Below are 26,909 nucleotides of genomic sequence, written 5' to 3' on the forward strand. Positions count from 1 at the left end.
TTACTTATTTTTTATTTTACATCTTGCATTAATTTTTTCACGTACGGAGATATCAAAATTAATACCACTCCGGCAATTACCGCATATAATCCTAATTGTTTATATCCATCGGTATAAGTGATCAATTCATCATAGTTGGTAGAACCTTCTTTGGCTGTGGCAAGACTGGCCCCAATAATTCCTGCAACATACTGCCCATACGCTGATGCAAGAAACCACATTCCCATCATCATTCCCTGAAGATTCTTGGTAGAAAGCTTGGTCATGATGGATAAACCGATAGGAGAAAGGCATAATTCCCCAAGGGTAATGATAAGCAATGCCAGTGTGAAGAAGTTCAGTGAAGTGATTCCCTGAAGGTCTGCGAACAGGCGCGTTGCAAATAAAACATAATATCCTAATCCTAAGAAAATAAATCCTAATCCGAATTTGATAATCGTGTTGGGTTCAATTTTTCTTTTGTTCAGCCAGATCCATAGAAGTCCGATCAATGGGGCAAGGAAAATAATGAAGAAAGCTCCTCCTGAGTTATTCACTCCATTTGGGTCTAATCCAAAAAGATCTTTATTCAGATTTTTAGCTGCGAAAATACTTAAAGAACCTCCGCTTTGCTCATAGATTCCCCAGAAGATAATGGAGAATATAATGAAAACCAAAGCTGCCCAAAGTTTTTTGCGCTCAGAAGCTGTTACTTTAGACATTTCATAGAACAGATAGATTAAAGTTAAAGGCCCGATGGTCCACATAAAATAATCTGTATACTCTGTCTTGGCTACCATGGTCATGATGATGGGTACAAAAACCAATGACAAAACATATACTCCGTATTCTTTCCATTTGGGTATTGGAGCTGTTTTTACTTCTGCTAAAGGATGTCCCGGCTGTAAACCGATAGTCCCTAATGTTCTTTGTGTAAATACAAAATTAATTAAGCTTACTACCATTACTATTGAAGCAAGACCAAAAGCAATATGCCACCTCATTTCTTCTGCAATAATGTTGCTTAAGAATTCTCCTTTACCAATGGCAATACATAAATAACCGCCTAGCAATGCTCCAAGGTTAATTCCTGCATAGAAAAGTGAGAAACCTGCATCTGCTCTTGAATCATTAGGCTTGTAAAGCTGTCCCACCATAGATGAAATATTAGGTTTGAAGAAACCGGTACCTACTACGGTGAATGCTATTCCTAAGAAAAAGAATTTGTGGGGATCGGTAGCCAGGATTAAACTTCCTACGATCATCAGCAAACCGCCCCAGAACAAAGATTTTCGGAATCCTAAAATTTTATCAGCAAAAAGACCTCCCACAAAGGTAAAGGCATAAACAAAAGCCTGGGTGGCACCATATTGAAGGTTGGCTTCTTTTTCATGGAAATTAAGCTGTGAGATCATAAAGAAAACCAGCATTCCACGCATTCCGTAGAAACAGAAACGTTCCCACATTTCAGAGAAAAACAGGCTCCAGATTTGTCTGGGATACTTTCCTTTGAAATTTTGTATTTCATCTAAAGTTAAGCTCATAATGATATATGATTAAGTTCTAATTAAGGGTTTTTATCTTTCTGATCCAGTTCAAAACGGATTCTGTCCTGGTCAATAATTTGTTTTAATTCTTCTTCTTTTGGGAGGTACAGCAGGTATTTGCTGGCAAATAAATTATTTTTATCATTCAAAACGGAGTATTTTACAATGGTCTCATCTTTTTCTGAACATAATAAAATTCCGATGGTTGGGTTATCTCCTTCACCGCGTTTCAGATCATCATACATTCTTACATACATATCAATCTGTCCTATATCCTGATGAGAAAGTTCTCCTGTTTTTAAATCAATAATGACAAAGCATTTTAAGATGTAATTATAGAAGACAAGATCAATATAGAAGTCTGATGTATCCGTAGAAATATGTTGTTGTCTGGCTACAAAGGCAAAGCCTTTTCCGAACTCTAGTAAAAACTTTTGAATATGATCAATAATGGCTGTTTCAATTTCTTTTTCAGAAAATTGTTCATCAGCTTTTAATCCAAGAAACTCAAAAATATAAGGATCTTTTAAAACACTGTGAATAGTTTCCGGAGAAGATTTTTTATGTTCCAAAACCCTTTCGTAAGCAAGCGAATTGATTTGTCTTTTAAGATCTCTGTAATTCCAGTTATTTTGAACGGATTCATTGAGATAGTAATTCATTTTATCAGCATTGTCAAGCCTTATCAGTAATCTGTAATGGGTCCAGCTCAATTCGTGACGCAATGCGTCACATATTGGAAATGCATGATAAAAAGAGCGCATGTTTCTTAAGTTACTTTCATCAAATCCTTTTCCAAATTCTAAGGTAAGTTTCTGAGAAAGTTTTTTCAGCGTATATTTTCCGTATTCTGCGCGTTCTTTTCCCTGTTGTTCATCTTCAACAATCAATTTTCCAATCTGCCAGTAAGTGAGCAGTAGAGTAGAATTCGCTATACGAAACACTTTTTCGCGCGACTGCCTAATGATTTCCTTTACGGATTGGAATAAAGAATCTTCGGAAATTTCCATCATACGAAAATAAAAAAAACCTCTGACTTGGCAGAGGTTTTATGATATTTTGTTGATACATTAGTTTACACCATGCATCATTTTCTTTAAGATAGGTGAAATTAATCCTAAAATTACAGAAGCAATCCCACAAAGTACTACGAATACCATGAAGAATTCAAATAAGTTATGGATTTCGAATCCTACAAAAGTAGGGTTGTGTAATGGTAACTGAGCTTTATCAAAAGCAGCTACCTGATCCGCTGTCAGGGTCACTTTTTTATCTAAAACATCCTGCAGATTAATACCCATTTCTTCAGCTTTCTTGAATTTATCACCTGTTGCAGGGATAAGTGCTCCCAATGAACCGGCTAATGCATAACCAGCAGCGTTAGAAATAAAGAAAACACCATATAGTAATGAAGCAAATCTTTTCGGAGCCAGTTTACCAACCAATGATAAACCGATTGGAGAAAGACAAAGCTCACCACATGTCTGGATGAAATAGAGTAACATTAACCATTTGATGGCCAATAAACCTGAGTTTCCAAGATCTTTTACATTGTGTGCAATGATGAAATAAGAAAGAGCGATCAATGCTAATCCCATTGCCTGTTTGAACGGAGATACCGGTTCTTTGCCTTTAGCTCTTAACTTGTCCCAGATTAAACTGAAAGGAACTGCCAGAATAACAACGAAGATTCCATTAAAGATCTGAACCATTGAAGGAGGCATATTCCATCCGAAAATATTTCTGTCAGTCTGGTTATCTGCAATAAATGTTAATGAAGATCCTGCCTGTTCGAACGCAGCCCAGAAGAAAATAATAAAGAATGATACGATATAAATTACCCAGATTCTCTGTCTTTCAACCTTATTTTCAGCAGAAGACATAATTAAGAAGGCAAGAGAAATACCAGCTGAATAGATGAATGGATAAATGATTCCTTTAATCAATTGCCCCATTTCTACAGAATTGAATCCAAACTCACCTACAAGAAGATATCTGAAAAGGAAGAATAAAACTACAAATATTCCACCAGTGATTCCTAAAGCCTGGCCAGAGAATTTGGCAGTCTGTGTTTCTCCTTCTTCAAAGTCAGCACTTGTATTATTTTTTGGTAATCCTCCGATAGGTCTTCCTTCCGGAGTTACTACATATTTGTTTTTAAGGATAAAGAATGTTACCGTTCCGATTACCATGGCAATAGAAGCTGCAAGGAATCCCCATTTAAATGCGAAGATATCTCTTACTCCGGTTGCAGCATCTTTTACGTCACCTACGTATGGACAGATAAACTGACCAAGGAAAGCTCCGATGTTGATCCCCATGTAGAAAATAGTGAAAGCGGAATCCAGTTTAGATTTTTCCTGCTTTGGATAAAGGCTTCCCACCATTGAAGAAATATTTGGTTTGAAGAATCCGTTACCAAAAATGATCACGAATAATGCCAGCCACATGATAAGTTTGGCGCTTCCGATATCTGCTGAGAAGGTAGAGGCACTGATAAATAGCAAGAACTGGCCAATAGCCATTAATGATCCACCAATGATAATCGCGTATCTGTTTCCGATATATTTATCAGCAATAAATCCTCCCAAAAGAGGTGTTAAATAACATAAAGCTAGAAATCCACCATAGATGATCGCTGCATCAGCTTCTTTTATTAATAAGGAATTTACCATGAAGAGCGTCAAAAGAGCTCTCATTCCATAAAAGTTGAAACGCTCCCACATTTCTGTTCCGAAAAGAACCCATAATCCTTTAGGATGCCTGGAATTCTTATTCTCTACAAATTCATCCGGTTTCGGACTCAATGCTTCAATATTATCCATTTCTATTGTTAATTTTTGTTAAGACTGACAAATATAGTTTATTTTGGGTTTTTGGCAAGGTTTTAATTTTATTTTTAAATAAAAAAGCTGCGGGACTCTTCCGCAGCTTACTTTTCTTTATAATATTAAGGATTTTAATGCCCTTTTTCTGTCATAATTCTATTTAGCCTTTTTAACATAGAAAGACCTAAAAGTGTAGCAAATATTAACAAAGCGAAGTTTACAAGGAAATAATTCGTCTTGTTTTCATAGTTATACCATGTACTTGCCAGGATTCCGGAAAGCTTATTTCCCACAGAGTTGGCCAGGAAAAATCCTCCCATCATCAATGCTGTAATCCTTGCAGGAGAAAGTTTGGAAACAAAAGAAAGCCCCATTGGAGACAAACATAGTTCCCCGATGGTAATGACTCCGTAGCTGGCAACAAGCCATAACGGAGATACTTTTACTGATCCGTTGTCTCCGGCCATCACTGCTAGAACCATTACAAGACAAGAAAGTCCGGAAATAAATAATCCTAAAACAATCTTGGTAGGAGTTAAAGGTTCTTTTCCTTTTCTTCTTAATAATGCCCAGAATCCTACAATAACCGGGGTTAAAGCAATAACCCAGAATGGATTAATAGATTGGAATAATTCTGTATTGTATAAATATACTTTGTTTTCTGGGTTTTTCTCAAGTGCTGCACGTTGTTCAGGGGATATGTTCTTAAAATAAACATCTTTCCCCATTTCCTTTTTAGTCTCACCATTATCATCTTTTTGAGAACGGAACTGATTGTCATAAACCGGAACTTCTTTATCTTCATAGTTTTTCCCTTCCACCATATAAATTCCCTCCAATGGCTTTTCAAGAGAAGCAGGAACACTTCTGTCCGTATAATAATTAGCCCATCTTGTCAGTGCTGTACCGTTTTGTTTGAAAACCGCCCAGAAGAACATACTGATCAGGAATACAGAAAGTAATGCTCCGATAGAGGCTTTTTCATCAGGTTTAGCCTTAAAGTAAAGGGATGCATAGAAATAAATAACCGGTACACATGCAAAAATAAAGGCATCTGTACTGTCACTTCCGAAAATATTATCAGGAATAAACCAACCTATTGCTCCGGCAACGATAGCAGGAACAAATACTTTGATCAGAATCTCTGAAAGTTTTGTATCACCTTCCTGTACAGGTTTCATCTGTGCAGCATGAATGTAATGCTTTCTTCCGATGGTAAAAATAACCATTCCGATAAGCATTCCTACACCCGCAGTGATAAAAGCTTCACCCCAACCGAATTTATTACGCATGAAAGCGGCAATAATATTACAGATAAATGCCCCGATATTGATTCCCATATAGAAAATATTATACCCGGAGTCTTTATTCGCTTTATAAGGTTCTTCAGAGTAAAGATTTCCTAAGAGAGTTGAAATAGTAGGTTTAAAGAAACCATTTCCAATAATAATTAATGCCAGAGAGGTATAAAACAGGGGTAAATCTTTAAAAACTCCCATACCTATATATCCTGCAGCCATTAAAAAACCTCCAAGATAAATAGATTTAATATACCCTAACACTCTGTCTGCCAGGAATCCTCCAATAAAGGGAGTCAGATAAGTTAAAGCAATATAAGTTCCGAAAATGTCATCAGCAGTTTTATCCGGAAGTCCAAGTCCGCCTTTCATGCCCGTAGGCTCAATAACATATAGAACAAAGATTCCAAGAATCAGGTAATACCCGAAACGCTCCCACATTTCTGTAAAGAAGAGATAGGGCAGCCCTTTAGGATGTTTAGTCTTCATATAATCAATTTTCAAATTTCCCAAAAATAGCTTTTTAATTTTAATTGATAAAATAAATAATAGCTGCGTAAATGATTAATGAAATAAATAAGAAAAATGAATGTGCAGACAGGTTTTCTTTATTTAAAAACTTGTACATATTTCACAAATTAAAATACATTGAATAAACATAAAATATGCATATGTATTTCCTTTGTGAGTGATATTTGTTTTCTATTTTCGCCTATGTCAATAGTGACACGTAATTAAAAAAACATTTATTATGAAAAAGATCAATTTAAAAAAGATGAAAGGAAGTTTATCCCGAAATGAGTTGAAAACCATTAAAGGGGGATTAAGAGAGGAAGATCCTATTTCGGATGCAGGATGTGCATGTACCAATGCAGCATGTGCAAATACTCATAATGGGAATGGTGATTCGTATTGCAACGGTACTTTTTGTTGTGGGTAATTAAAGTAAATCTTTTAAAATGGCAACAGGAAACTGTTGCTATTTTTTTTAAAATACAAAAAGTTATAGTAAAATGACACGCAAAAGCTATACTGCTGTTATCAATTACCTGGATGATAATAAAATACATATTGATAAGGATGAGTTTGAACTTCAATTGGAAGGGCATCCCAATTTTCCAAGCCTTCTGGCATTTTCTGATGCTTTACATTTTTTCAATATTGAAAATTACAGTTACAGAATTGATAATGATGAAAAAGATATTTTACCTGAGGATTTTCTGGCTTTAGTAAAAGGAGAATTGGCAGTGGTGAATAATATAGGTGATAAAATAACAGTCAATGGTTCTCAAACGGAAGATTTTTTTTCAGAATGGGAAAATATAATACTTATTATAGAAAAGCCTGAGGAGCAGTTCAATACAAAATTAAAACTAGATTATACATACATTAACTGGGGAATTGTAACGCTGCTGTTTCTGTTCCTTTTCGTTTATGATGATTCCAATCTGGTTTTGAAACTGATCTTTGCGGCTACAGGACTTATCGGATTCATATTTGCCCGTGAAGCCTACAAAAAAACGCATGGGAAAGGAACATTCATACCGGTTGGAGTATGTAAAAGCAATTATCTGAATACGGATTGTGACCTGGTTTTTAATTCGAAAAAATGGAAGATTTTTAATAAAATAGATTTATCTGAGATTTCACTGCTGTTTTTTACCAGTCAGATCGTGTGTTTTATTTTATTGAGTCTGATAAAAAATATTGAATTCTTTTTTGAGATCTATCAATATGGATTATTTGCATTCATACCCGTTGCTTTCTTATCCTTATTCTATCAGGTATTTGTTGTTAAAAAGTATTGTCCTGTCTGCATGGTAATCATAACCTCAGTATGTATTCAGCTGGTGGCTGCCAATCTTATCTCATTTACCAGTAAAAAACCGGACATAACTGTTGTTCTGTTTCTAATAGGAAGTTTAGGTTCGCTCATTGTTTTGATGAATTTTAGGATAAAAAATAAGAAGGGACAGAAAGATGAAAATACCCTAAAAAGAAATCTGAAATTCAGGAGAAACTATCAGTTTTTCAAAAATAATTTGTCTTTACAGAAAAAAGTTGAGAATAAAGATTTTTCGAACGCTTTTGTGTTTGGAAATGAAAAAGCAGATCAAACTTTAACCTTTATTACCAATCCTTTTTGTAAACATTGCAAAGAATTTTATCCTGTTTTTCTAAAGCTGGTAAAAAAGTATTCTAATGAGTTGAGAATCAATATTTTCTTTGATATAGATCTTAGCAGGGATGATCTTGATAATAGAACGTTTCATGTCAACCTTACCAATATTTATATCAATAGTGAAAATAAAATAGAATTTCTGGAAGCGTTGAGCAGCTGGTATGATGTTCAGGGCTATAATGAAGACAAAAGTGGCTGGTATCATAAGTATTCTAAATATTTTGGAAGTTCAGAGAATGCACTTGCATTATTAAAAGGACATGAAGAATGGGTAAGCAGCAATGGGGTGCATTTTACACCCAATATCTTTATCAATGACACGGAATACCCGGTTCAGTATGAAAGAGCAGATCTGGAATTCTTTATCCCGGAATTATTATCCGAAAATTAAATTGTTATGAAAAGCTTATTATTTATATTGCTGGGAACTGTAATGTTTTTTTCCCAGAACAACAGGTTCATCTATGAGGTGAAATACAAGAAAGATTCAACCTCAAAAGATATTACCAGGGAAAATTATTATCTGGATATCACAAAAGAGGATATAGCGTATTACAACAGACTGAATTATATTAATGATTCAGTATTTACCGCTACCGGGCACTATGGATTTAAAGGTAATAGATTGACTTCTTTTTTAATAAAAAAGAAGGATGATAATATATACCAAAACTATGAATATATTGGAGATGTGAATTTTTATAGACTGTCTGAAGAAACGAAGCAACATTGGAATATTACAGACAGTATAAAGATTTCCAGTAATTTCCAACTTCAAAAAGCTACTACACAGTTCGGAGGAAGAAACTGGATCGCATGGTTTACTAAAGATATCCCAATGCCCTACGGACCTTATAAGTTTAACGGATTACCGGGATTGATTATGGAATTGTATGATACAAAAAAGAATTATTATTTTAATGTAATTAAGAGTGAAAAGATTCCGGATGAATATCAACGTAATTCATTAAATGCCTCTATATCCAGAGCAATTCCCGTTACTCAGAAAGATTTAAATAAACTAAGGCTGGACCTCTATTCCAATCCCTTTAAATATGTCTTGAATGGAAATCTGACCATGCGCGAAGGACAAAAATTACAGCTTGATGATGGTACAATTCTCTCCAAAGAACAGCTGAAACCCGCAGAAGCCAACGAAAGAAAAAAGTTAAAAGCCTTTAATAATCCTATAGAACTGGATAAAGCGGTGAAATACCCTAAATAATAAAAATCCCTTTCAGAATTTCTGAAAGGGATTTTTTATGAGTTATAAATTTAATATTATAGATTATTCAGGATGAAATCCGTCATTTTCTGGTATAACTGAGGTCTTGTCAGTCCACCGTAAATTCCGTGGTTTTTATCAGGATAAGCCATGAAATCAAACTGTTTTTTGTTTTGAATCAAAGCTTCAGAGAACTCCATAGAATTCTGGAAGTGAACGTTATCATCAGCCGTTCCGTGAATCAGAAGGAATTTCCCCTTCAACAGATTAGCATATTCCGTAGGAGAATTTTTATCATATCCATCCGGGTTTTCCTGAGGTGTCCTCATAAATCTTTCTGTGTATACAGAGTCGTAATATCTCCAGTTGGTTACCGGTGCTACAGCAATTCCTACTTTGAAGACATCAGCTCCTTTAGTCATTGCCAAACTTGTCATATAACCGCCGAAGCTCCATCCGAACATTCCGATTCGGCTCTTGTCAATATAAGATTGATTCCCGAACCACTTGGCTGCTGTGATCTGATCTTCGATCTCATATTTTCCTAAATTCATATAGGTTACTTTCTTATATTTTGCTCCTTTATAGCCTGTTCCACGGCCGTCTACACAAGCAACAATATATCCTTTTTGTACAAGGTGATTGAACCACATGGCGTTTCCGTTGTCCCATGAGTTGGCAACCTGCTGAGATCCAGGTCCGGAATACTGGAACATAAATAAAGGATATTTCTTGTTCGGATCAAAGTTTTTAGGCTTCATGATCCAGGCATTCATCTGATCACCTACAGCGTTTGGAATCGTAATGAATTCTTTTTCAACAAAATTATCAGCTTTTAGTTTCTGTAACTGGTCATTGTTGTTCTGAAGTTCTTTTACCGCTTTTCCGTTACCGTCTTTTAAAACATAGGTATAAGGTTTAGATGCTGTAGAAGATGTTTCAATGAAATAATTATAGTTTTTACTGAAGTTTGCAGAGTTGTTTCCTTCTGCATTAGAGATCAGCTGAGTTTTTCCGTTGTCAATATTTACTTTGGAAATCACCTTATTAATGCTTCCTTTTTCAGTTGTCTGAACGTAAATTTCTTTAGATTTTGGATTAAAACCATAATAATCCGTTACCTCCCAGTTTCCTTTTGTGATCTGTTTTTTCAACTTACCATCTTTGTCATACCAGTACAGGTGACGGTTTCCGTCTCTCTCAGAAGCCCAAAGGAAGGAATCATCTTCAAGGAATTCAAGAGTAGGGCTGTCTGTATCAATCCATTTATCATCCGTTTCAGTAAATAACTTCTGAACTGCTCCTGTTTTGGTATTTACCTTTAAGATATCCGAAGCGTTTTGTATCCTTTCAGACGTAATTAAAACAATTTCGTCCGGTTTTGCAGTCTGGAATACATTCGGAATATAATAGTTTTTGAAAGAACCTAAGTTCAGCTGCATTGTTTTTCCGTTATCAAGACGGTATAGCTGTGCTGAAACTACAGAGTTTTTCTCACCTGCTTTTGGATATTTATAACGCATTTCAGCCGGATAAAGGTTTTTTCCATAAATGGGAATATAGATTTCCGGAACCTGGCTTTCATCAGACTTCACAAATACGATAGCATCAGAATTTTTTGTCCACTCATATTGTCTTGCATGCCCGAATTCTTCTTCATATACCCAGTCTGCCAAACCATTCAGGATAGAGTTCTTTTTACCATCCGTAGTAATCTGTGTGATTTTTCCGGAGCTAAGATCCTGATAGAAAATATTATTGTCAGCAATAAAGGCCACTTTTGTAGCATCCGGTGAAAATGTAGGCTCCTGAACCGGTTTTCCTTCATTAAGGCTGATTACTTTCCCGGATTTTAAATCTTTTACATCAAATTTCCCCAGAAAAGAATGTCTGTAAATAGGCTGGCTTCCTGTCTGTAAAAGGATTTTAGATTCATCATCAGAAAAAATATAGCTTTCAAACCTTCCATCCACAAGATTTCCTTCCTTCTGTGAAGTTTTGTAAGAATATTTTGCAATTCCCGAAGGTTCAATTACAAGATAGTTTTCTCCGTTTTTCATAGAAGAGATTCCTGCAATCCCTTTTCCACGGTAATATCCTGAATATATTTTATCTAAAGTAATTTCCTGTGCTGAGACATTTTGAAATACAGCAGCAACAGTAAGAGTTAAAAGGAGTTTTTTCATTTTCAATTTTAATGATTCCAAATTTAATAATTCTTACTTACATAACCATATAAAATAAAAATCGCGACCTGATATCATTTTTTCTTACTCTTTCAGGAAAATGTTTTTTAGTTTTCGAATCTGAAGTAATTGAAAATATTCATTAATGAAATTTCTTTAAAAAGGCAATTTGGCAAAAAAATTGAATATATAACAAGTATAAATCAAATGAAATAATAATTATGGAAACGAATGCATACAACCAGAAACTGAACCGTTATGTATTGAACGATCAGATTGTTTATACAGGTTTTTCCAGTTTTAAAGACGCTGAAGAATGTGCCCATAAAAAAGGAGGAACATTGGTGGAAGTCGTTTTTAGAGACGGAAATGATAATCCCGAAATTACTGATGAGGCGGGGTTGATAGAGAAAAAAATTCATTACTATGTGTATGCAGGCGATGAGTATAAATTTATCCATTCCTCAGATCCGGGATTTAGAAAATATGCAGATGAGCTGCAGAAAATAAAGGCAAAACTGCAACAATCTCCACCGGATGAAAGGTATTTAGCCAATTTTGAGATTGAAAATGCGGAAGACCCGATTATTGTGATCAAAAATGATCATTTTGAATCGGTAACATCGAGAGAGCGTTCAAAATATTTGAAACATGCGTGTGTCTATGAATTAGGGGTATCCCTGCCAAAATCTTAAAAAAAAATCTGATCATGAGCAAGACTAAATATTCAGAAAAAGCTCAGGACAAAGTAGGAAAGGTAATGCACGAATTCAAGGAAGGAAAATTAAAGTCTTCTTCCGGAAAGAAAGTAACAAGCAGAAAACAAGCCGTAGCCATTGGTATTTCTGAAGCGCGGGAAAAAGGTATGAAAGTACCATCGAAAAAGAAAAATAAGTAATTCATCATCCGGAAAGAAAAACTTTCCGGATTTTTTTTATTTCATATCCTATATTTTATCTGTTTCGAACAATAAATAGGCAAAAGAAGTAATGAGAAAATTAGCTGGTTTTGTTTTTTTATGCAATTTTTCCTGTATTTTGATGTTGTTTATTTTGTTTTAAATACTTGTAAATGTGAGTTTTGTGTTATTGATGTATATATGCTGTAGTTCACTTTGCTAGAGTTTGTAGTTTTTTGTTGCAAATTCGCATCACATTCATAACTCATTATCTTATTTCGATTCAAAACACAAATGATGAAAAAGAATTCTTAATGTTTTGTGGATGTTTAAAGTTTTTCTTTTTTCAATATTTAATCAATAACAGCCTTGGGGATTTTTTCTTTACTATTACGGTGCAACTCACATTCTTACAAGGCTGGTTTTTAAAACTAATTGATATGTTCAGAGTTTCAACTTTAAAATCAGTTTATATTCTTCTATTGATTTTATCATTTAATATAATTGCAGGACAATCACAAAAAAAGTCTAAGCCCAATGTAATTTTTATTGTCGTTGATGACCTGAGGCCGGAACTGGGAGTTTACGGTAATTCAACCATTAAAACACCCAATATAGATAAGCTGGCAAGAAGAGGTACAACTTTTACAAATGCATATTGTCAGGTAGCAGTTTGTGCCCCTTCCAGAGCCAGTGCCTTAACGGGTTTACGGCCGGATTCCACTAAGGTATGGGTGCTGGGAGAAGAATTTCGTAAAATACATCCTGATGTGGTAACGATTCCCCAGCAATTTGAAAAATTCAATTATCATACAGTATCTATCGGAAAGATTTTTCATAATCATATGCCTGATTCTATCTCTTTTCGTGAACCGGATCTCCGTCCTGAAGGATATGCTGTTAAAAATATGATAGACAGAGATCCGGAATCTTTTTATTTCAGTGGTGAACTTAAAGCTGAGCTTGCTGCCAAAAGATTGGAAAGATTAGCCAAAGATCCTAAAAGATATGGGAATGGGTGGGCATACGGACGTTCTGTAGAAGTTGCAGACTGTCCTGATGATTCGCTGTATGACGGAGCTCAGACATCACTTGCTATTCAGACCATCAACCGTATTAAAAATAAAAAGAAACCCTTCTTCCTTGCATTGGGGTATTTCAGGCCGCATTTACCTTTTGTAGCTCCCAAAAAGTACTGGGATCTTTATGATCCTATGCAAATACCTATGGCGGATAACAATTTTATTCCGTTCAACGCACCAAGTATGGCTATGTATAACCAAAGAGAGATGACTGCTTGCTATGATCTGGAATACGTAAAACATCCTGCCTACTTCCGGATGCCTGAAAAGGAAGCCAGAATGCTCAAACATGGGTATTATGCTTCTGTAAGCTATGTTGATGCCTGTATTGGGCGGCTTGTAGATGAGCTGGAAAAACAAAAACTAATGGACAATACCATTATTGTATTATGGGGCGACCATGGCTGGAAACTGGGTGAGCATAACGCCTGGGGCAAGCAGACTAATTATTTAAATGATACCCGTGTTCCTCTTATTGTATATGCACCTGGAATGAAAAATCCGGGAAGTAAAAACAATGAACTGGTAGAGATGGTAGATCTTTATCCTACCCTCTGTGATCTCGCAGGAATAGAAACACCTGCTTATCTGCAAGGCATAAGTTTTAAAAAGCTTCTGAATGAAAATAGTGTCGAATGGAAAGGAGCAGTATTCAGTCAATTCTTACGCCCTGCCGGAGAAGGAATCGATGTTAATAAAAAAAATTACATGGGATATTCAATGGTGACCAAAAGCTATCATCTGATAGAATGGTACTATTGGGATAAAGTAACCCAAAAACCGGGGGAACTTGTAGCACGGGAACTTTATAATCTTACCTCAGATCCGAAGGAGAATTTCAATATAGCAGTTTATCCCGAAAATAAAGACATTCTGGAAAAGCTTTCTGAACAACGTAAAAAAGGATGGAAAGAAGTGAAAAATAAGCTGATAACAAATAAGTCTTATCAATAAAAGAAAATTATACCTCATGAAGAATTTCAACTTTTTAAAAATAGTATTTATTATATTGATTTGTAATTGCATGGCGGTGAGAGGTGTAAGCTTTAATAAAGATAATCCCAAACCTAAAAAAAGTGTAAGATCCGCTATCAAGCAAACAAGACCCAATATCCTGTTTATTCCTATTGATGATTTAAGACCTGAAATGGGCTGCTATGGAAATACAGTTATAAAAACTCCTAATATGGACAAACTTGCAGCAAGAGGAGTTGTTTTTAATAGAGCCTATTGCCAGCAGGCTGTATGCAACCCCTCACGGGCAAGCCTTCTGACAGGTCTAAGACCAGATTCCGTTCGTGTATGGGATCTTCAGACAGATTTCAGGAAAAATCTGCCGGATATAGTAACCCTTCCGCAGATCTTTAAAAATAATGGTTATTATACAGTAGGAATTGGAAAAACCTTTCATAACACTTTACCTGATGATAAATCCTGGAATGAAGAACTTCATGTAAATGGATACCCTTTTGATCCGGACGCAGTATATCAGCTGGAGAAAAACAAGATGATTCAGAAAGAAAAGGAGCTTGCTCTGCAGAAAATGGGAAAAGCCAAGCCGGATGTTTATGGATTTATCTATACAAAGTCCAATTCCGTTGAAATGGCAGATGTTGATGATGATGCTTATTATGATGGAGCACAAACGACTATGGCCATTCAAAAGCTGAAAGAATTAAAAAGAAAAGATAAGCCTTTCTTTTTTTCAGTAGGTTATTATCGTCCGCATTTGCCATTTAATGCGCCTAAAAAATACTGGGATCTGTATAACAGAAATGATATACCTCTTGCGAAAAATCAATTCATACCTGAAAATGCTCCGGAATTTGCCGTACATGGTGATGCTGAACTGAGAGGGTATACGGACAGATCAGACCTGCCTTTACCATCGGAAAAGCCATATGATTTGGAAAAGCAAAAGGAAATTCTCCATGCTTACTATGCCTCTGTCTCTTATACAGATGCTCAGATAGGCAGGCTTTTAAAAGCCTTGGATGAATTAGGACTGAGTGAAAATACCATTATTGTATTGTGGGGAGACCATGGCTGGAAACTTGGAGAGCATAACAGTTGGTGTAAACAGAGCAATTACGAGATTGATACCAGAGTGCCGCTGATTATCAGCGGGGCAGGAGTAAAGGCAAAAGGAAAATCAAGCAATGCACTTACAGAGTTTGTTGATATTTATCCTACTTTATGTGATATGAGCGGAATAAAAATTCCCGATTATCTTCAGGGAATCAGTATGAAACCTTTGCTTTCGGATCCTGAACGTAATTGGAAAGCAGCAGCCTACAGCCAGTTTTTATTAGGCAGATTCGGAGTAAAAACGAGAGGTGTGCAAAATGTAGAAAGAATGGGATATGCGATCCGTACCGACCGGTACCGATATGTAGAATGGTTCGAATGGAATAAAGAAACGGAAAAGCCCGGAGACTATCTGGCCAGAGAACTTTATGATCATAAAAATGATCCTGATGAAAATATAAATATTGCTGAAGAAGTTTCTTCTAAAAAATTAGTCAATCAGCTTTCACTTCAGTTGAAAAAAGGATGGAGATACAGTAAACCGAAATCATAAAAAACTGTAAATATTCAGATAAAGATGATGTTTTCCATAAAGATGATAATTTGTACAGGAGTATTAAGTTTGGTATGTTCCTGTAGTAAAAATAAAGCCGTAGAACCTGTGGGAAATAAACCCGGGCATACCTGCATGACTATTCCGAAGAGATTAGGGACAACAGATTCTTCTCATATCAGTTTTAATGGAAAAACTTCTCTGGAAGCAATGGTGCTAATCCCTGGAGGAGAGTTTGATATGGGAGGCGATAATAGTCAGGCTGATCCAGATGAATACCCTAAACATAGAGTGAAGGTTTCTCTGTTTTATATGGATATAACAGAAGTGACGAATGCACAGTTCAATAAATTTGTAAATGCTACAGGCTATATCACAACGGCAGAACGTAAACCCGATTGGGACGAATTAAAAAAAAACCTTCCTAAGGGTACTCCGAAACCTCCGGATAGTATATTGGTAGCTGCTTCATTAGTATTTAAACCTACCAGCGGACCTGTGGATCTGAATGATTACAACCAATGGTGGAAATGGGTAAAAGGTGCTAGCTGGAAACATCCTGAGGGACCGGGAAGCAATATTGAAGGAAAAGACAACTATCCTGTAGTACATATAAGCTGGGATGATGCACAGGCTTATTGTAAATGGTCCGGTAAACGTTTGCCCACAGAAGCAGAATGGGAATTTGCAGCACGGGGCGGATTAAAAAATAATATATATCCATGGGGAAATGAACCCGTCAATGAAGGAACTCCTAAAGCAAACAGCTGGGAAGGAAAGTTTCCGTACCTCAATGAAAAGAAAGACGGTTATAGTACCCTTGCACCTGTACAATCATTTAAAGCCAATGGATATGGATTGTATGATATGGCGGGAAATGTTTGGGAATGGTGCAGCGATTTATATAATTATGATTACTATAAAAAACTGGAAGGCACAATGGCTCTAAATCCGAAGGGTGCTGACAAGTCTTATGACCCTCAGGAACCTTATAGTGTAAAGCGCAGCCTTCGTGGAGGAAGCTTTTTATGCAATGATAGCTATTGCAGTGGATACAGGGTGGCCCGGCGTATGAAAAGCAGCCCTGATACAAGTCTTGAACATACCGGATTCAGGTGTGTTCAAGACATTACTCATTAATTCTATTTTTGATTATTATAGAGGATCCGGTAGTATTCATCCGCCATCCTGTCGCTGTTGAAATGATCTTTCACATCATTCATGGCATTATGCTGAATTTTTCTCCATTCATCAGGGCGATCATAATACGTGGGAAGAATTTCGTTTTCAAGGATTTCATATAATGTATTTAAATCATAATTATCCTGTTCATAAATGCTCATATTCTGATAATCTGCTTTAGGAACAACGAAAGAATTTTCTCCGTGTTTGGCAAATTCCGGAATCCAGCCGTCGTCTGTGGATAAATTGACAGAGCCGTTCATAGCAGCCGTCATACCAGAAGTTCCGGAAGCTTCCCTTGGAACTCTTGGGTTATTAAGCCATACATCAGAACCTTGTTTTAGAGACTTACTTAAAGAAAGCTCGTAGCCTGTAAGAACAGCTATATTTTTATGATTTTTACTTTCTTCCACCAGTGTATTGAAGGTGGAAATAGCAGAGTAGTCCATTGGGTAAGGTTTTCCTGCCCAGATGATCTGTACCGGATATTTGGGATGGTTCAGAAGTCTGTAGAATCTCTCCTTATCATGCAAAAGAAGCTCTGCTCTTTTGTAGCCTGCAAATCTTCTTGCCCATACAATCGTAAAGATATTAGGATTAAATAAATTTCCTGTTTGATCGGCAACAATACTGAACAGTTTTTTCTTTAAATATTTCTTACGGAAATCGAAAGCAGTGGCATCATTTTCATCTTTTGCATTGTATAAAGGTTTATCAGACCAATATTTAAATTCCTGAGCATTAGTAATAGAAGTGATTTCACAGATTCCCGGATATTTATTCCACATGGCTCTGGAAACGACTCCATGAAGCTGTGAAACGCCATTGGCCATTCTTGCCATTCTTAATGCACAGAGAGAGTGATTGAAACGGTCATCATCAGATCCTTCAATCTTTTTCACTTCTTCCATGCTGTATCCCGAAAAATAGGACATGTCATAACATAATCTGAAGCTGTGCTTTTCATTACCAGCTTCTTCAGGAGTATGAGTGGTGAAAACCAGTTTTTCTTTAACTTTATCAAGATCTCCGTTATATTTTCTCAGAAGATAAAAGGCTGCCGGAAGTCCATGAGCTTCATTAAGATGGTAAACCTCTCTCTCAATGTTCATTTCATCCAGTAGCTTGGCTCCTCCTTTCCCCAATAAAATATATTGAGCAAGTTTTGTAGATTCATTCGCATCATACAGCTTGTGACAGATTGTTTTGGAAACATGATCATTTTCCGGAACATCCGTAGAAAGGAAAAACATGGGTGCCGTATTGAAAATTTCAGGATCAAGGTACCAAACTTTTACCCAAACCGGAGCACTATGGATTTCAATTTGGAATTTTATTCCGGTGTCTTCAAGAAAACTGTATATCTTTCTCGTCCATACAGGTTGTAAAGTCTGATCGTGGTTTCTTGCCTGGTCATAATAACCAAATTTCCATAGGATACCGATTCCAATAAGATCCTGCTTAAGATTATAAGCACTTCTCATGTGAGATCCTGCCAGAAAGCCAAGTCCACCTGAATATATTTTCAGTACCTGCTCAAGAGCAAATTCCATTGAGAAATAAACGGCTTTTTTTGAATATTGAGGATTAATCGTGTAAGGTATTCTGAAATTCCTGAAATCCATAAATGTGGGTTTGTGTTTAAAAAGGCAAAGGTATTAATTATGAAAATAAACTTTACATTAATTAATCGATAAATTAATAAAAAAACTAAGTATTGAATTGTTTTTTTACTTACCTTTAAGAGGGTAAATTTTTGATTATCAAAAACTTTTAATGATGAAAGCCATTGGCTGCATGTGTTCTTTAATTAAATAAAAAAATCACACATGAAAAAGACGTTTTCTGAAGAAGATCTGATAAAGAATCTTAGCTTATACTACCTTAATCGGCATTTGAAAAAAAAGCCAATGGAAAAGTATCACCGTACCATAGATGAATCTCCGCTGCATGACCGTGAAAAATACAGAAAGAAATCCGAGATTCTGCTTCTCAATTCTTTTATGCATCATTTTCCCGAAGTGAAATTTGAAAACCTTACCTGCGAGAGTCCAGACTTTATCGCCAAATTAAACGACAAAAAAATCGGAATAGAACTGACTGAAGTAATCAATCATCTGGAAATGAAAAAAGTAGAAAGTACTTTGAATAAAATGTTCCGTCAGGCAGAAATATTATTAGAACAGGAAGACACTACGAAATATCGTGGTGTTTATTTTTTAGAATTCCACCCGGAAACCAAATTTGATAATCTGGAAATACAACAGGAAAATATCATCAGCATTTATAAGAGCATCAAAAAAAATAAAGGAGTGGGATGTGTAAAAAGTGTAAGAAAATCTTTCCATCGCAGAAATGTATTCATAACCCATGAATACAGCATGAATCTGTTTGATGAACTATGCTCAGAAAAGATTCTGGAACTCATCGAAAAAAAGAACGAAAAATTCCCATATTATGACACCTCAGTAGATGAATGCTGGCTGGTCATTGTTTCCGATATGAATTCTATTGCTTCACGATATACCTTCATTCAGGATAAAGAACATTTAAGAGAAGTAAAAAGTCCTTTCCATAAAATATTTCACCTGGAAAATCTCTGTGGAAATATTACAAGTATAAAATAAATATCATGTATTTGATTATTTGTTGTATAATTTTATATAATGTAGATTATTTTGAATTATTTAATGTTTTAATTTGTAATAGTTTAAAATTGTTTAGATTTTATTGTTTTTAATTAAAATAAAGTTATATTTGATGTGCATTGATTATCAATGCAATGTATAACTGCTATAACCATAAAAACATTCAATCTATGAGAAAACTTTTACTTTTTATACTTCTATGTCTCTCTCATACTTTCTATGCTCAGGCCGATTGTGCTACCGCTCTTTCCGTTTGCGGAAATTCAAATATCACGTATAGCCCTACTGGGTATGGTAATATAAAAGAATTGGTTAACTCAGGAAGCTGCATAGACTTTACAGGGGAGCACAATTCAATCTGGTATAAAATTACAATTGCTACAGGAGGAACGCTTACCTTCGATCTGGTTCCTAATAATCCGGATGCAGATTATGACTGGGCAATTTTTGGTCCCAATGTAAACTGTGGAAGTCTGGGATCACCTATTCGTTGTAATGCGGCAACCGTTATTGGGCCTGGTCCTGCAACAGGATTAAATATGACAAGTACGCTTTTAAGTGCTGCAGGAGGTTCTTTAACTCCTTATTGCAGATATCTTGATGTTTTGCCGGGACAGACTTATTATTTATTTATCGATAACTGGGTGAGCAGCACCAGTTCTACTACAGCACCGTTTTCTTTAACGTGGGGAGGAACTGCCACACTGGCTTCACCATTTACCGATCCAAATATTCAGACTCAGCCATTTATTCCTCCGGGTATTCCGGCGGCAAATCCTGCAGACCCAAGAGAGGTTGTAATATGCTCTGCTACAGCTTTGTTTGATTTTTCTACCTTATCCTCCGGAATTCTCAACGGAAATCAAAATTTTGGGGTAAGTTATCATCTGAGTCAGAATGATGCCTTAACAGGGAATAATCCTATTACAGCTCCTATTACAGTCAATACAACAACTGTCTATTATTACAGTATCAATTATACCGATCCGGCCAATGCATCTAATCCGCTTAATAAATGTAAACAGGTTGGAACATTTAAATTTAAAAATGGTTCTATTACAGCCAAAAATGCGATTTTGACCCAATGTAACAATAATAATGCAGGGACTGCTTTATTTGACTTAACCACAGCGGACGTTATTGGAAACCCAAATGTTACTAAGAAATACTATCCTACAATGGCGGATCTCAATGCCGGAACCAATGAGATTACCACCCCAATGGCATTTGTTTCTGCAGAAGGAATTATCTATGTAAAGGTAATCTCAGAATTTGGTTGTACTGCAGTCGCACAGATTACTTTGAAATTTTATCCGGTAGTGGTTGTGAATGAAACAACCCTGAGATCATGTTTCATCGAAGCCAGCCCAGCCACCGCTTCTTTCAATCTTGTCAATGCTTCAGTAACCGGGCAGACCAATCCGACAAAAAAATATTATCCTTCATTGACAGATGCTGTTAATCAGACCAATGAAATCCTGAATCCCAATAATTACATTGCACCCAATGGTTTTGTATACATAAGGGTTTCTAATGCTCAGGGTTGTTATAATGTCGCTAAAGTTACTTTGATCGTTATTCCGCCTGTATATTCTGATAAGCTCAAAGATGTGACTATTTGTGCAGAAGACCAGACTACGCTGGATGCAGGACCCGGATTTAAAAGTTACGAGTGGAGTACAGGAGCTACTACACAAACCATTAAAGCAGGAATAGGAGTATATTGGGTAAAACTTAAAACAGGAGAATGTGTTACCACACAAACTGTAAAAGTACTTCCTTCCGAGCAGCCGGTTGTTTCCGGGATTGATATTTCGAATAACACAATCACAGTATCCGTAATAGGTGGAACTCCTGCCTATAAATATTCAATTGATAATATCATCTGGCAGGATTCCAATGTTTTCAGTAACCTTTCCAGAGGAGATCATAAAGTATATGTAAAAGATGCCTATGACTGTGATCCGATAGAAATAGGAATTGTTGTCCCTAATCTGATCAATGTGATTACCCCGAATGCAGATGGAATAAATGATGTGATTGATTATTCAGCCTTAGCGAACAAACAAAACCTGATCATGAATGTCTTTGACCGCTATGGAAATAAAATCTTCCAGGCAGACAAATCCAATGGCTATAAATGGGATGGTACCCAGGGTGGAAGAAGAGTCCCTACAGGTACATACTGGTATTCTATCACATGGAATGAAAATGATAAAAAGAATACGGCCATTAAATATACAGGCTGGGTTCTGGTGAAAAACAGAGAATAATAATAAAACAGATAGAAAAAACCACTTCAATTGAGGTGGTTTTTAGTTTTAAAAGTTATTAAATTAGGAAATAAAATAGAAAGAATGAAAGACCTGCTTGTAAAACGCTTTGAATACTATAAATCTCTTGGTGATAAAACCTTTGAACAGTTAACAGATGACCAGATGTTCTGGCAGTATAATGAAGAAAGTAATTCTATTGCCATTATTGTAAAACATCTTGCAGGAAATATGCTTTCAAGATGGACCAATTTCCTGACTGAAGATGGTGAGAAATCCTGGCGTAACCGTGATGGAGAATTTGTCAATACTTTTACCACTAAACAACAGGTTCTTGATTTTTGGGAAAAGGGCTGGAAATGTTTTTTTGATGCTCTTGATAAAATAAACGAGGAGAATCTCTATTCCACGACGTACATCAGAGGAGAAGCACATCCGGTTATTGATGCCGTTCTTCGTCAATTGGCTCACTATCCTTACCACATTGGACAGATTGTTTATATTGCGAAAATGATAAAGAATGAAGATTGGAATACGCTTTCAATTGCCAGAAACCGATCTCAACAGTTTAATACAGAAATGAAAACCAAATTTTCAAATCAGGATCCGGATACCAATTCATCGCCTGTCTGCCTTCAAAACAGCCCCGAGGTAAGAGACGAATATAAACAATAGATTGAATCAATCTTGGATTCTTATTAAAATTACTATCTTTGCACCCATAAAATTCAGGAGTAACAAATGTCTACTTTTCACAGAACTGCCGCGTTTCATACACTTGGCTGCAAATTAAACTTTGCAGAAACATCTACTATTGCCCGTCAATTAACAGATGCAGGTTATGATAAGGTAAGCTTTGATGAAAAAGCGAATGTGTATGTTATCAATACATGTTCCGTGACAGAAAATGCTGACCGTGAATGTAAACTTCACGTGAAAAGAGCAATGAAAGCCAATCCGGAAGGACTGGTGGTAATTGTTGGATGCTATGCACAGCTAAAGCCTGAAGAAATTTCACAGATTGAAGGAGTGGACCTGGTTTTAGGAGCAAAAGAAAAATTCAATATTCTGAGCTACCTGGATGATTTGGAGAAATCTGAGAGTGAAGGCGTAGTGCATTCATGTGAAATTGAAGAAACCGATTTCTTTATCGGAAGTTATTCTATTGGGGACAGAACCAGAGCTTTCCTGAAAGTACAGGACGGCTGTGATTACAAATGTACTTACTGTACCATTCCATTAGCCAGAGGAATTTCACGTTCTGATACCATTGAAAATGTTCTTAGAAATGCTACGGAGATCGCTGCGAAAGATATCAAAGAAATTGTTCTTACAGGGGTGAATATCGGTGATTATGGTAAAGGAGAATTTGGAAATAAAAAACACGAACATACCTTTCTTGATCTTATTTCAGAACTGGATAAGGTAGAAGGAATAGAAAGAATCCGTATCTCTTCGATCGAACCTAATCTTTTGAAAGATGAAAGTATTGAACTGGTTTCTAAAAGCAAAAGCTTTGTTCCGCATTTTCATATTCCGTTACAATCCGGAAGCGATGATCTTCTGAAAAAGATGAAACGTCGTTACCTGACCAAGCTTTATCATGACAGAGTGAACAAGATCCGCGAGGTTATGCCTCATGCGGCTATCGGCGTGGATGTTATTGTAGGATTCCCGGGAGAAACAGAAGAAAGATTTATGGAAACTTATAATTTCCTTAATGAGCTTCCTATCACTTACCTTCATGTATTTACCTATTCTGAAAGAGAAAATACGGAAGCTGCAGCAATGGAAGGAGTAGTTCCTGTTGCGGAAAGAAAAAAACGTAATAAAATGCTGAGAATTCTTTCTGAAAAGAAGAAAATGGCATTTTATCAGACACAACTTGGAAAAACGCTTCCTGTTCTTTGGGAGCACGAAAATAAAGACGGGAAAATGTTTGGCTTCACAGAAAACTATGTGAGAGTCCAGAAAGACTTTGATCCTGCATCCATCAATCAAATTGAATTTCTAAATTTAGAAAAAATCCTGTCAGATGGCACGGTTTCTGTGCAATCTTCTTACCAAAATTTTTTAGCAAAAGCATAGGCTCTTTGCAAAAATTCTACTAAATTTATTTTTAAACTTTTAAATACTACATTCATGAGAGATAAGTTTTTATCTTGGGGAATTGTATTAGTAGTTGCTACATGGATTATAGCAATACTGATCAGAGCGCATTATTGGATACCTACGCTGTTATCCGCAATTTATGCATTGGGTGTTTACAATGCTTACCAATCGAAACATGCTATTTTGAGGAACTTTCCTGTATTGGGATACTTCAGGTATTTTTTCGAAAGTATTTCACCCGAAATGCAGCAATACTTTATTGAAAGGGAAACAGATGGGAAGCCATTTCCAAGAAACCAGCGTTCTGCAGTATACAGACGTGCAAAAAATTTAAGTGATACGGTAGCTTTTGGTACGCAGCTGGAAGTAAATCACAGAAAGTATGAAGGGATCAAGCATTCTATTTATGCAAAATCACCATCAGAAGAACTTCCGAGAGTATGGGTTGGAGGAGAACAATGTACACAGCCTTATCATGCTTCTTTATTTAACATCTCAGCAATGAGTTTCGGGGCCTTGAGTGACAGAGCACAGATTTCACTGAACAGAGGAGCCAAAAAAGGAAACTTTTACCATAATACAGGAGAAGGAGGAATTTCACCTTATCACCTGGAAGGAGGAGATCTTTGCTGGCAGATAGGAACAGGGTATTTCGGATGTCGCGACGAGGAAGGAAAATTCAATCCTGAATTGTTTACAAAATATTCCACTCTTCCTAATGTGAAAATGATTGAAATCAAATTATCACAGGGAGCAAAACCAGGACACGGAGGAGTGCTTCCGGGAGTAAAAAATACACCGGAAATTGCAGCGATTCGTCATGTCACACCGGGAATGACCGTTATTTCACCACCCTCACACAGTGCTTTTTCTGATGCCGCCGGATTGCTGAGGTTTGTACAGCAGTTAAGAGAACTTTCAGGAGGAAAGCCAATTGGTTTTAAACTTTGTATCGGTGATACCAAAGAATTTGAAGATATCTGTGTGCAGATGAATGTTTTGAAAATTTATCCTGATTTCATTACCATAGATGGTGCAGAAGGAGGAACAGGAGCTGCGCCACCAGAATTCTCTGATGGAGTAGGGATGCCATTGGAGCCTGCTTTGATTTTTGTGAACAGAACGCTTAATAACTATAACCTGAGAAGTAAATTAAGAGTGATTGCCAGTGGTAAAGTTCTTACCAGTCTTGATATTCTGAGAGCAGTCGCAATGGGTGCAGACATGTGTAACAATGCCAGAGGATTTATGTTCTCTTTAGGATGCATCCAGGCCTTGAGATGTAACTCCAACAATTGTCCTACAGGAGTTGCTACACAGGATAAAATGCTTATCAAAGGATTGGATGTGACAGATAAAGCAGAAAGAGTATATCACTTCCATAAAAATACACTGCACACATGCAATGAACTCATTGCCGCTGCAGGAAGAAGTTCTTATGAAGAAGTAGACGCCACCATGTTTATGAGAGGAGATGAGTTTGATCACCTTGCAGACCTTTATTTCCCTGATATCTTAGGAAATGTAAAACAGAAAGCAAGACCGTAATTACAGTTTACATCATAAAAAAACACCGTTTGAATAACGGTGTTTTTTTATATAATTATTTTTTATTTTATTGCTGTTGTTCCTGTGTTTGTTTGTCATCATTTGGTCTGTCCTCTCTTCCATAAATCTGAAAGTTGAATACAAAAGATTTATTTCTATAAGAAGTATTTAAATACGGATAATGAGGATTTCTTGCAAAAGCAGCTCTGGAAGGAACGATAATTACTCCTTGTAAGTTATAAGGTGTTTCACCGGTAAGATTATTAAATGCTTTAAATTTCTGTAAAGCTTCTCTGAACCCAGGGATTTGATAATATTTTGCTTTTTTTGCAGCATCAGTTGTACCAGCTTCCAATATTGATCTCTTTACATAATAATACATTGGGTCAATAACAGGTACACCCGTTCCGTCAATGGTATTTAAAAAGGCAGCTTTTGCTTGAAACGTAGTGTTTCCATCAGAATTAACGGCCAGATACGAGTATCCTCTTCCCATAATTTTGATAATATCATCATCCTTGATGGTTTGATTAGGTGTAGGATTAACAGGCTGAGCACCGCTCCTCATTATATAGATTGTTCCTGAAGGAAGCGTTACAGGCGAAAGCTCAGATAATTTTTTTTCATTATCATCTGACGTGTCCGTAGAGCTGAAAGCTTTTATATTACCCTGCGCATCCAGATAATTCTCATCCATGAATTTCTTAATTGCCTGATCATCATAGGTGTTTTGCGTAGCAATATCTTCCGGTTCTACATAGGGTGATGTGTCATCATCTTTCTTACAAGCAGAAAAACACAAAGATCCTGCAAGGATATATAAAAATATTTTTTTCATTTCAAAAAACTTTAATTACTTTACAAATAATATAACGGCAAAAGTATAAAAAATTATGAGAATAGATAAATTTTTATGGAGCATTCGTTTTTATAAGACGAGAAGTATTGCAGCAGAGGAGATTAAAAAGAACAGGGTTTCTATAGGAACGTCTGCCGTAAAGTCGTCTAAAGAAGTAAAAGAAGGAGATACGATCAAAATCCGTAAGAATCAGATTGATTATAAAATAAAGGTAATTCAGATTCCTAAAAGCAGAATTGGGGCCAAGCTGGTTCCTCTTCATATTCAGGATGTGACAGATAAAGAGCAGTACGAACTGTTGAAGCTCCGTAAAATGTCACAAGACTATTACAGAAACAAAGGAGAGGGAAGACCTACCAAAAAAGACAGAAGAGAAATGGATGAATATGTAGGCAATGATATCGACTCTGATTTTACAGACTGGGATGATTTCTTCGGAGAGACCGGCGGTGAAGATGAGGATGAAGATTAATATAAAAAT

The 26,909-nt window shown here is 36.2% G+C and carries 21 protein-coding genes; 14 read left to right on the forward strand and 7 right to left on the reverse strand.

Annotation, left to right across the window (positions count from 1 at the left end; genetic code table 11):
• Positions 1–11: 11 nt before the first annotated feature.
• From RHP76_RS19685 to RHP76_RS19700, 4 genes are all read right to left on the reverse strand, one after another.
• Positions 12–1,523 (reverse strand): peptide MFS transporter, encoded by a 1,512-nt coding sequence (locus RHP76_RS19685; RefSeq protein ID WP_062675494.1) that lies wholly within the window; start codon positions 1,521–1,523, stop codon positions 12–14.
• Positions 1,524–1,546: 23 nt separating this feature from the next.
• Positions 1,547–2,470 carry a PDDEXK nuclease domain-containing protein gene (locus tag RHP76_RS19690; protein ID WP_311228858.1) on the reverse strand — a complete coding sequence of 308 codons (924 nt, stop codon included), beginning with the start codon at positions 2,468–2,470 and terminating at the stop codon, positions 1,547–1,549.
• A gap of 126 nt (positions 2,471–2,596) precedes the next feature.
• On the reverse strand, positions 2,597–4,351 hold the full coding sequence (locus RHP76_RS19695) for a peptide MFS transporter (RefSeq protein WP_110009540.1): 1,755 nt from the start codon (positions 4,349–4,351) through the stop codon (positions 2,597–2,599).
• 134 nt (positions 4,352–4,485) lie between these two features.
• Positions 4,486–6,141, reverse strand: a complete 1,656-nt coding sequence (locus tag RHP76_RS19700; RefSeq protein WP_123278995.1) for a peptide MFS transporter — start codon at positions 6,139–6,141, stop codon at positions 4,486–4,488.
• A gap of 262 nt (positions 6,142–6,403) precedes the next feature.
• On the opposite strand from RHP76_RS19700, the gene RHP76_RS19705 reads away from it, so the two are divergent.
• The 3 genes from RHP76_RS19705 to RHP76_RS19715 all read left to right on the forward strand — a co-directional run bounded on the left by RHP76_RS19705 (position 6,404) and on the right by RHP76_RS19715 (position 9,059).
• Positions 6,404–6,592, forward strand: coding sequence for a hypothetical protein (locus tag RHP76_RS19705; RefSeq protein WP_120233440.1), 189 nt, complete (start codon positions 6,404–6,406; stop codon positions 6,590–6,592).
• A 73-nt stretch (positions 6,593–6,665) separates the two neighbouring features.
• Positions 6,666–8,225 (forward strand): vitamin K epoxide reductase family protein, encoded by a 1,560-nt coding sequence (locus tag RHP76_RS19710; RefSeq protein ID WP_311228859.1) that lies wholly within the window; start codon positions 6,666–6,668, stop codon positions 8,223–8,225.
• 6 nt (positions 8,226–8,231) lie between these two features.
• Positions 8,232–9,059 carry a GLPGLI family protein gene (locus RHP76_RS19715; RefSeq protein WP_120233442.1) on the forward strand — a complete coding sequence of 276 codons (828 nt, stop codon included), beginning with the start codon at positions 8,232–8,234 and terminating at the stop codon, positions 9,057–9,059.
• A gap of 56 nt (positions 9,060–9,115) precedes the next feature.
• Here the strand turns inward: RHP76_RS19715 and RHP76_RS19720 are convergent, their stop codons facing one another.
• Entirely contained in the window at positions 9,116–11,245 is a 2,130-nt protein-coding gene (locus tag RHP76_RS19720) for a S9 family peptidase (RefSeq protein WP_311228860.1), read from the reverse strand.
• A 221-nt stretch (positions 11,246–11,466) separates the two neighbouring features.
• Between RHP76_RS19720 and RHP76_RS19725 the strand changes: the two genes are divergently transcribed.
• The 5 genes from RHP76_RS19725 to RHP76_RS19745 all read left to right on the forward strand — a co-directional run bounded on the left by RHP76_RS19725 (position 11,467) and on the right by RHP76_RS19745 (position 16,946).
• Positions 11,467–11,940 carry a hypothetical protein gene (locus tag RHP76_RS19725; RefSeq protein WP_062675487.1) on the forward strand — a complete coding sequence of 158 codons (474 nt, stop codon included), beginning with the start codon at positions 11,467–11,469 and terminating at the stop codon, positions 11,938–11,940.
• A 14-nt stretch (positions 11,941–11,954) separates the two neighbouring features.
• The gene (locus tag RHP76_RS19730; protein ID WP_062675486.1) at positions 11,955–12,143 is read left to right on the forward strand and encodes a DUF6496 domain-containing protein; all 189 of its coding nucleotides are present in this window, start codon (positions 11,955–11,957) and stop codon (positions 12,141–12,143) included.
• Positions 12,144–12,583: 440 nt separating this feature from the next.
• The gene (locus tag RHP76_RS19735) at positions 12,584–14,179 is read left to right on the forward strand and encodes a sulfatase (RefSeq protein WP_184935583.1); all 1,596 of its coding nucleotides are present in this window, start codon (positions 12,584–12,586) and stop codon (positions 14,177–14,179) included.
• Positions 14,180–14,195: 16 nt separating this feature from the next.
• The gene (locus tag RHP76_RS19740; RefSeq protein ID WP_277694045.1) at positions 14,196–15,806 is read left to right on the forward strand and encodes a sulfatase; all 1,611 of its coding nucleotides are present in this window, start codon (positions 14,196–14,198) and stop codon (positions 15,804–15,806) included.
• A 42-nt stretch (positions 15,807–15,848) separates the two neighbouring features.
• Positions 15,849–16,946, forward strand: coding sequence for a formylglycine-generating enzyme family protein (locus RHP76_RS19745; protein ID WP_288443848.1), 1,098 nt, complete (start codon positions 15,849–15,851; stop codon positions 16,944–16,946).
• Between the two features lie 2 nt (positions 16,947–16,948).
• Here the strand turns inward: RHP76_RS19745 and glgP are convergent, their stop codons facing one another.
• The gene (gene glgP, locus RHP76_RS19750; RefSeq protein ID WP_311228861.1) at positions 16,949–18,613 is read right to left on the reverse strand and encodes an alpha-glucan family phosphorylase; all 1,665 of its coding nucleotides are present in this window, start codon (positions 18,611–18,613) and stop codon (positions 16,949–16,951) included.
• A 204-nt stretch (positions 18,614–18,817) separates the two neighbouring features.
• On the opposite strand from glgP, the gene RHP76_RS19755 reads away from it, so the two are divergent.
• The 5 genes from RHP76_RS19755 (at position 18,818) to RHP76_RS19775 (ending at position 25,569) form a co-directional block, all read left to right on the forward strand.
• Positions 18,818–19,615 carry a hypothetical protein gene (locus tag RHP76_RS19755; protein WP_062675481.1) on the forward strand — a complete coding sequence of 266 codons (798 nt, stop codon included), beginning with the start codon at positions 18,818–18,820 and terminating at the stop codon, positions 19,613–19,615.
• 191 nt (positions 19,616–19,806) lie between these two features.
• Entirely contained in the window at positions 19,807–21,909 is a 2,103-nt protein-coding gene (locus RHP76_RS19760; protein WP_120233463.1) for an FIDD domain-containing protein, read from the forward strand.
• Positions 21,910–21,993: 84 nt separating this feature from the next.
• On the forward strand, positions 21,994–22,584 hold the full coding sequence (locus RHP76_RS19765; RefSeq protein WP_311228862.1) for a DUF1572 family protein: 591 nt from the start codon (positions 21,994–21,996) through the stop codon (positions 22,582–22,584).
• Between the two features lie 66 nt (positions 22,585–22,650).
• On the forward strand, positions 22,651–23,997 hold the full coding sequence (gene mtaB / locus RHP76_RS19770) for a tRNA (N(6)-L-threonylcarbamoyladenosine(37)-C(2))-methylthiotransferase MtaB (RefSeq protein ID WP_120233447.1): 1,347 nt from the start codon (positions 22,651–22,653) through the stop codon (positions 23,995–23,997).
• 54 nt (positions 23,998–24,051) lie between these two features.
• Positions 24,052–25,569, forward strand: coding sequence for an FMN-binding glutamate synthase family protein (locus tag RHP76_RS19775; protein WP_288443852.1), 1,518 nt, complete (start codon positions 24,052–24,054; stop codon positions 25,567–25,569).
• A 67-nt stretch (positions 25,570–25,636) separates the two neighbouring features.
• Here the strand turns inward: RHP76_RS19775 and RHP76_RS19780 are convergent, their stop codons facing one another.
• Positions 25,637–26,407, reverse strand: a complete 771-nt coding sequence (locus tag RHP76_RS19780; protein WP_311228863.1) for a hypothetical protein — start codon at positions 26,405–26,407, stop codon at positions 25,637–25,639.
• 55 nt (positions 26,408–26,462) lie between these two features.
• On the opposite strand from RHP76_RS19780, the gene RHP76_RS19785 reads away from it, so the two are divergent.
• Positions 26,463–26,900, forward strand: coding sequence for an Hsp15 family ribosome-associated heat shock protein (locus tag RHP76_RS19785; RefSeq protein ID WP_062675476.1), 438 nt, complete (start codon positions 26,463–26,465; stop codon positions 26,898–26,900).
• Positions 26,901–26,909 lie beyond the last annotated feature (9 nt).

Source organism: Chryseobacterium sp. SG20098, from assembly GCF_031844745.1.
In the GTDB taxonomy this organism is placed as follows: Bacteria; Bacteroidota; Bacteroidia; order Flavobacteriales; family Weeksellaceae; genus Chryseobacterium; species Chryseobacterium cucumeris.

Excerpts from the sequence above, each read along its gene's own strand:
- RHP76_RS19685 (WP_062675494.1), bottom strand. The coding sequence starts at position 1,523 with ATGAGCTTAACTTTAGATGAAATACAAAATTTCAAAGGAAAGTATCCC.
- RHP76_RS19695 (WP_110009540.1), bottom strand. The coding sequence starts at position 4,351 with ATGGATAATATTGAAGCATTGAGTCCGAAACCGGATGAATTTGTAGAG.
- RHP76_RS19700 (WP_123278995.1), bottom strand. The coding sequence starts at position 6,141 with ATGAAGACTAAACATCCTAAAGGGCTGCCCTATCTCTTCTTTACAGAA.
- RHP76_RS19705 (WP_120233440.1), top strand. The coding sequence starts at position 6,404 with ATGAAAAAGATCAATTTAAAAAAGATGAAAGGAAGTTTATCCCGAAAT.
- RHP76_RS19710 (WP_311228859.1), top strand. The coding sequence starts at position 6,666 with ATGACACGCAAAAGCTATACTGCTGTTATCAATTACCTGGATGATAAT.
- RHP76_RS19715 (WP_120233442.1), top strand. The coding sequence starts at position 8,232 with ATGAAAAGCTTATTATTTATATTGCTGGGAACTGTAATGTTTTTTTCC.
- RHP76_RS19720 (WP_311228860.1), bottom strand. The coding sequence starts at position 11,245 with ATGAAAAAACTCCTTTTAACTCTTACTGTTGCTGCTGTATTTCAAAAT.
- RHP76_RS19725 (WP_062675487.1), top strand. The coding sequence starts at position 11,467 with ATGGAAACGAATGCATACAACCAGAAACTGAACCGTTATGTATTGAAC.
- RHP76_RS19730 (WP_062675486.1), top strand. The coding sequence starts at position 11,955 with ATGAGCAAGACTAAATATTCAGAAAAAGCTCAGGACAAAGTAGGAAAG.
- RHP76_RS19735 (WP_184935583.1), top strand. The coding sequence starts at position 12,584 with ATGTTCAGAGTTTCAACTTTAAAATCAGTTTATATTCTTCTATTGATT.
- RHP76_RS19740 (WP_277694045.1), top strand. The coding sequence starts at position 14,196 with ATGAAGAATTTCAACTTTTTAAAAATAGTATTTATTATATTGATTTGT.
- RHP76_RS19745 (WP_288443848.1), top strand. The coding sequence starts at position 15,849 with ATGATAATTTGTACAGGAGTATTAAGTTTGGTATGTTCCTGTAGTAAA.
- glgP (WP_311228861.1), bottom strand. The coding sequence starts at position 18,613 with ATGGATTTCAGGAATTTCAGAATACCTTACACGATTAATCCTCAATAT.
- RHP76_RS19755 (WP_062675481.1), top strand. The coding sequence starts at position 18,818 with ATGAAAAAGACGTTTTCTGAAGAAGATCTGATAAAGAATCTTAGCTTA.
- RHP76_RS19760 (WP_120233463.1), top strand. The coding sequence starts at position 19,807 with ATGAGAAAACTTTTACTTTTTATACTTCTATGTCTCTCTCATACTTTC.
- RHP76_RS19765 (WP_311228862.1), top strand. The coding sequence starts at position 21,994 with ATGAAAGACCTGCTTGTAAAACGCTTTGAATACTATAAATCTCTTGGT.
- mtaB (WP_120233447.1), top strand. The coding sequence starts at position 22,651 with ATGTCTACTTTTCACAGAACTGCCGCGTTTCATACACTTGGCTGCAAA.
- RHP76_RS19775 (WP_288443852.1), top strand. The coding sequence starts at position 24,052 with ATGAGAGATAAGTTTTTATCTTGGGGAATTGTATTAGTAGTTGCTACA.
- RHP76_RS19780 (WP_311228863.1), bottom strand. The coding sequence starts at position 26,407 with ATGAAAAAAATATTTTTATATATCCTTGCAGGATCTTTGTGTTTTTCT.
- RHP76_RS19785 (WP_062675476.1), top strand. The coding sequence starts at position 26,463 with ATGAGAATAGATAAATTTTTATGGAGCATTCGTTTTTATAAGACGAGA.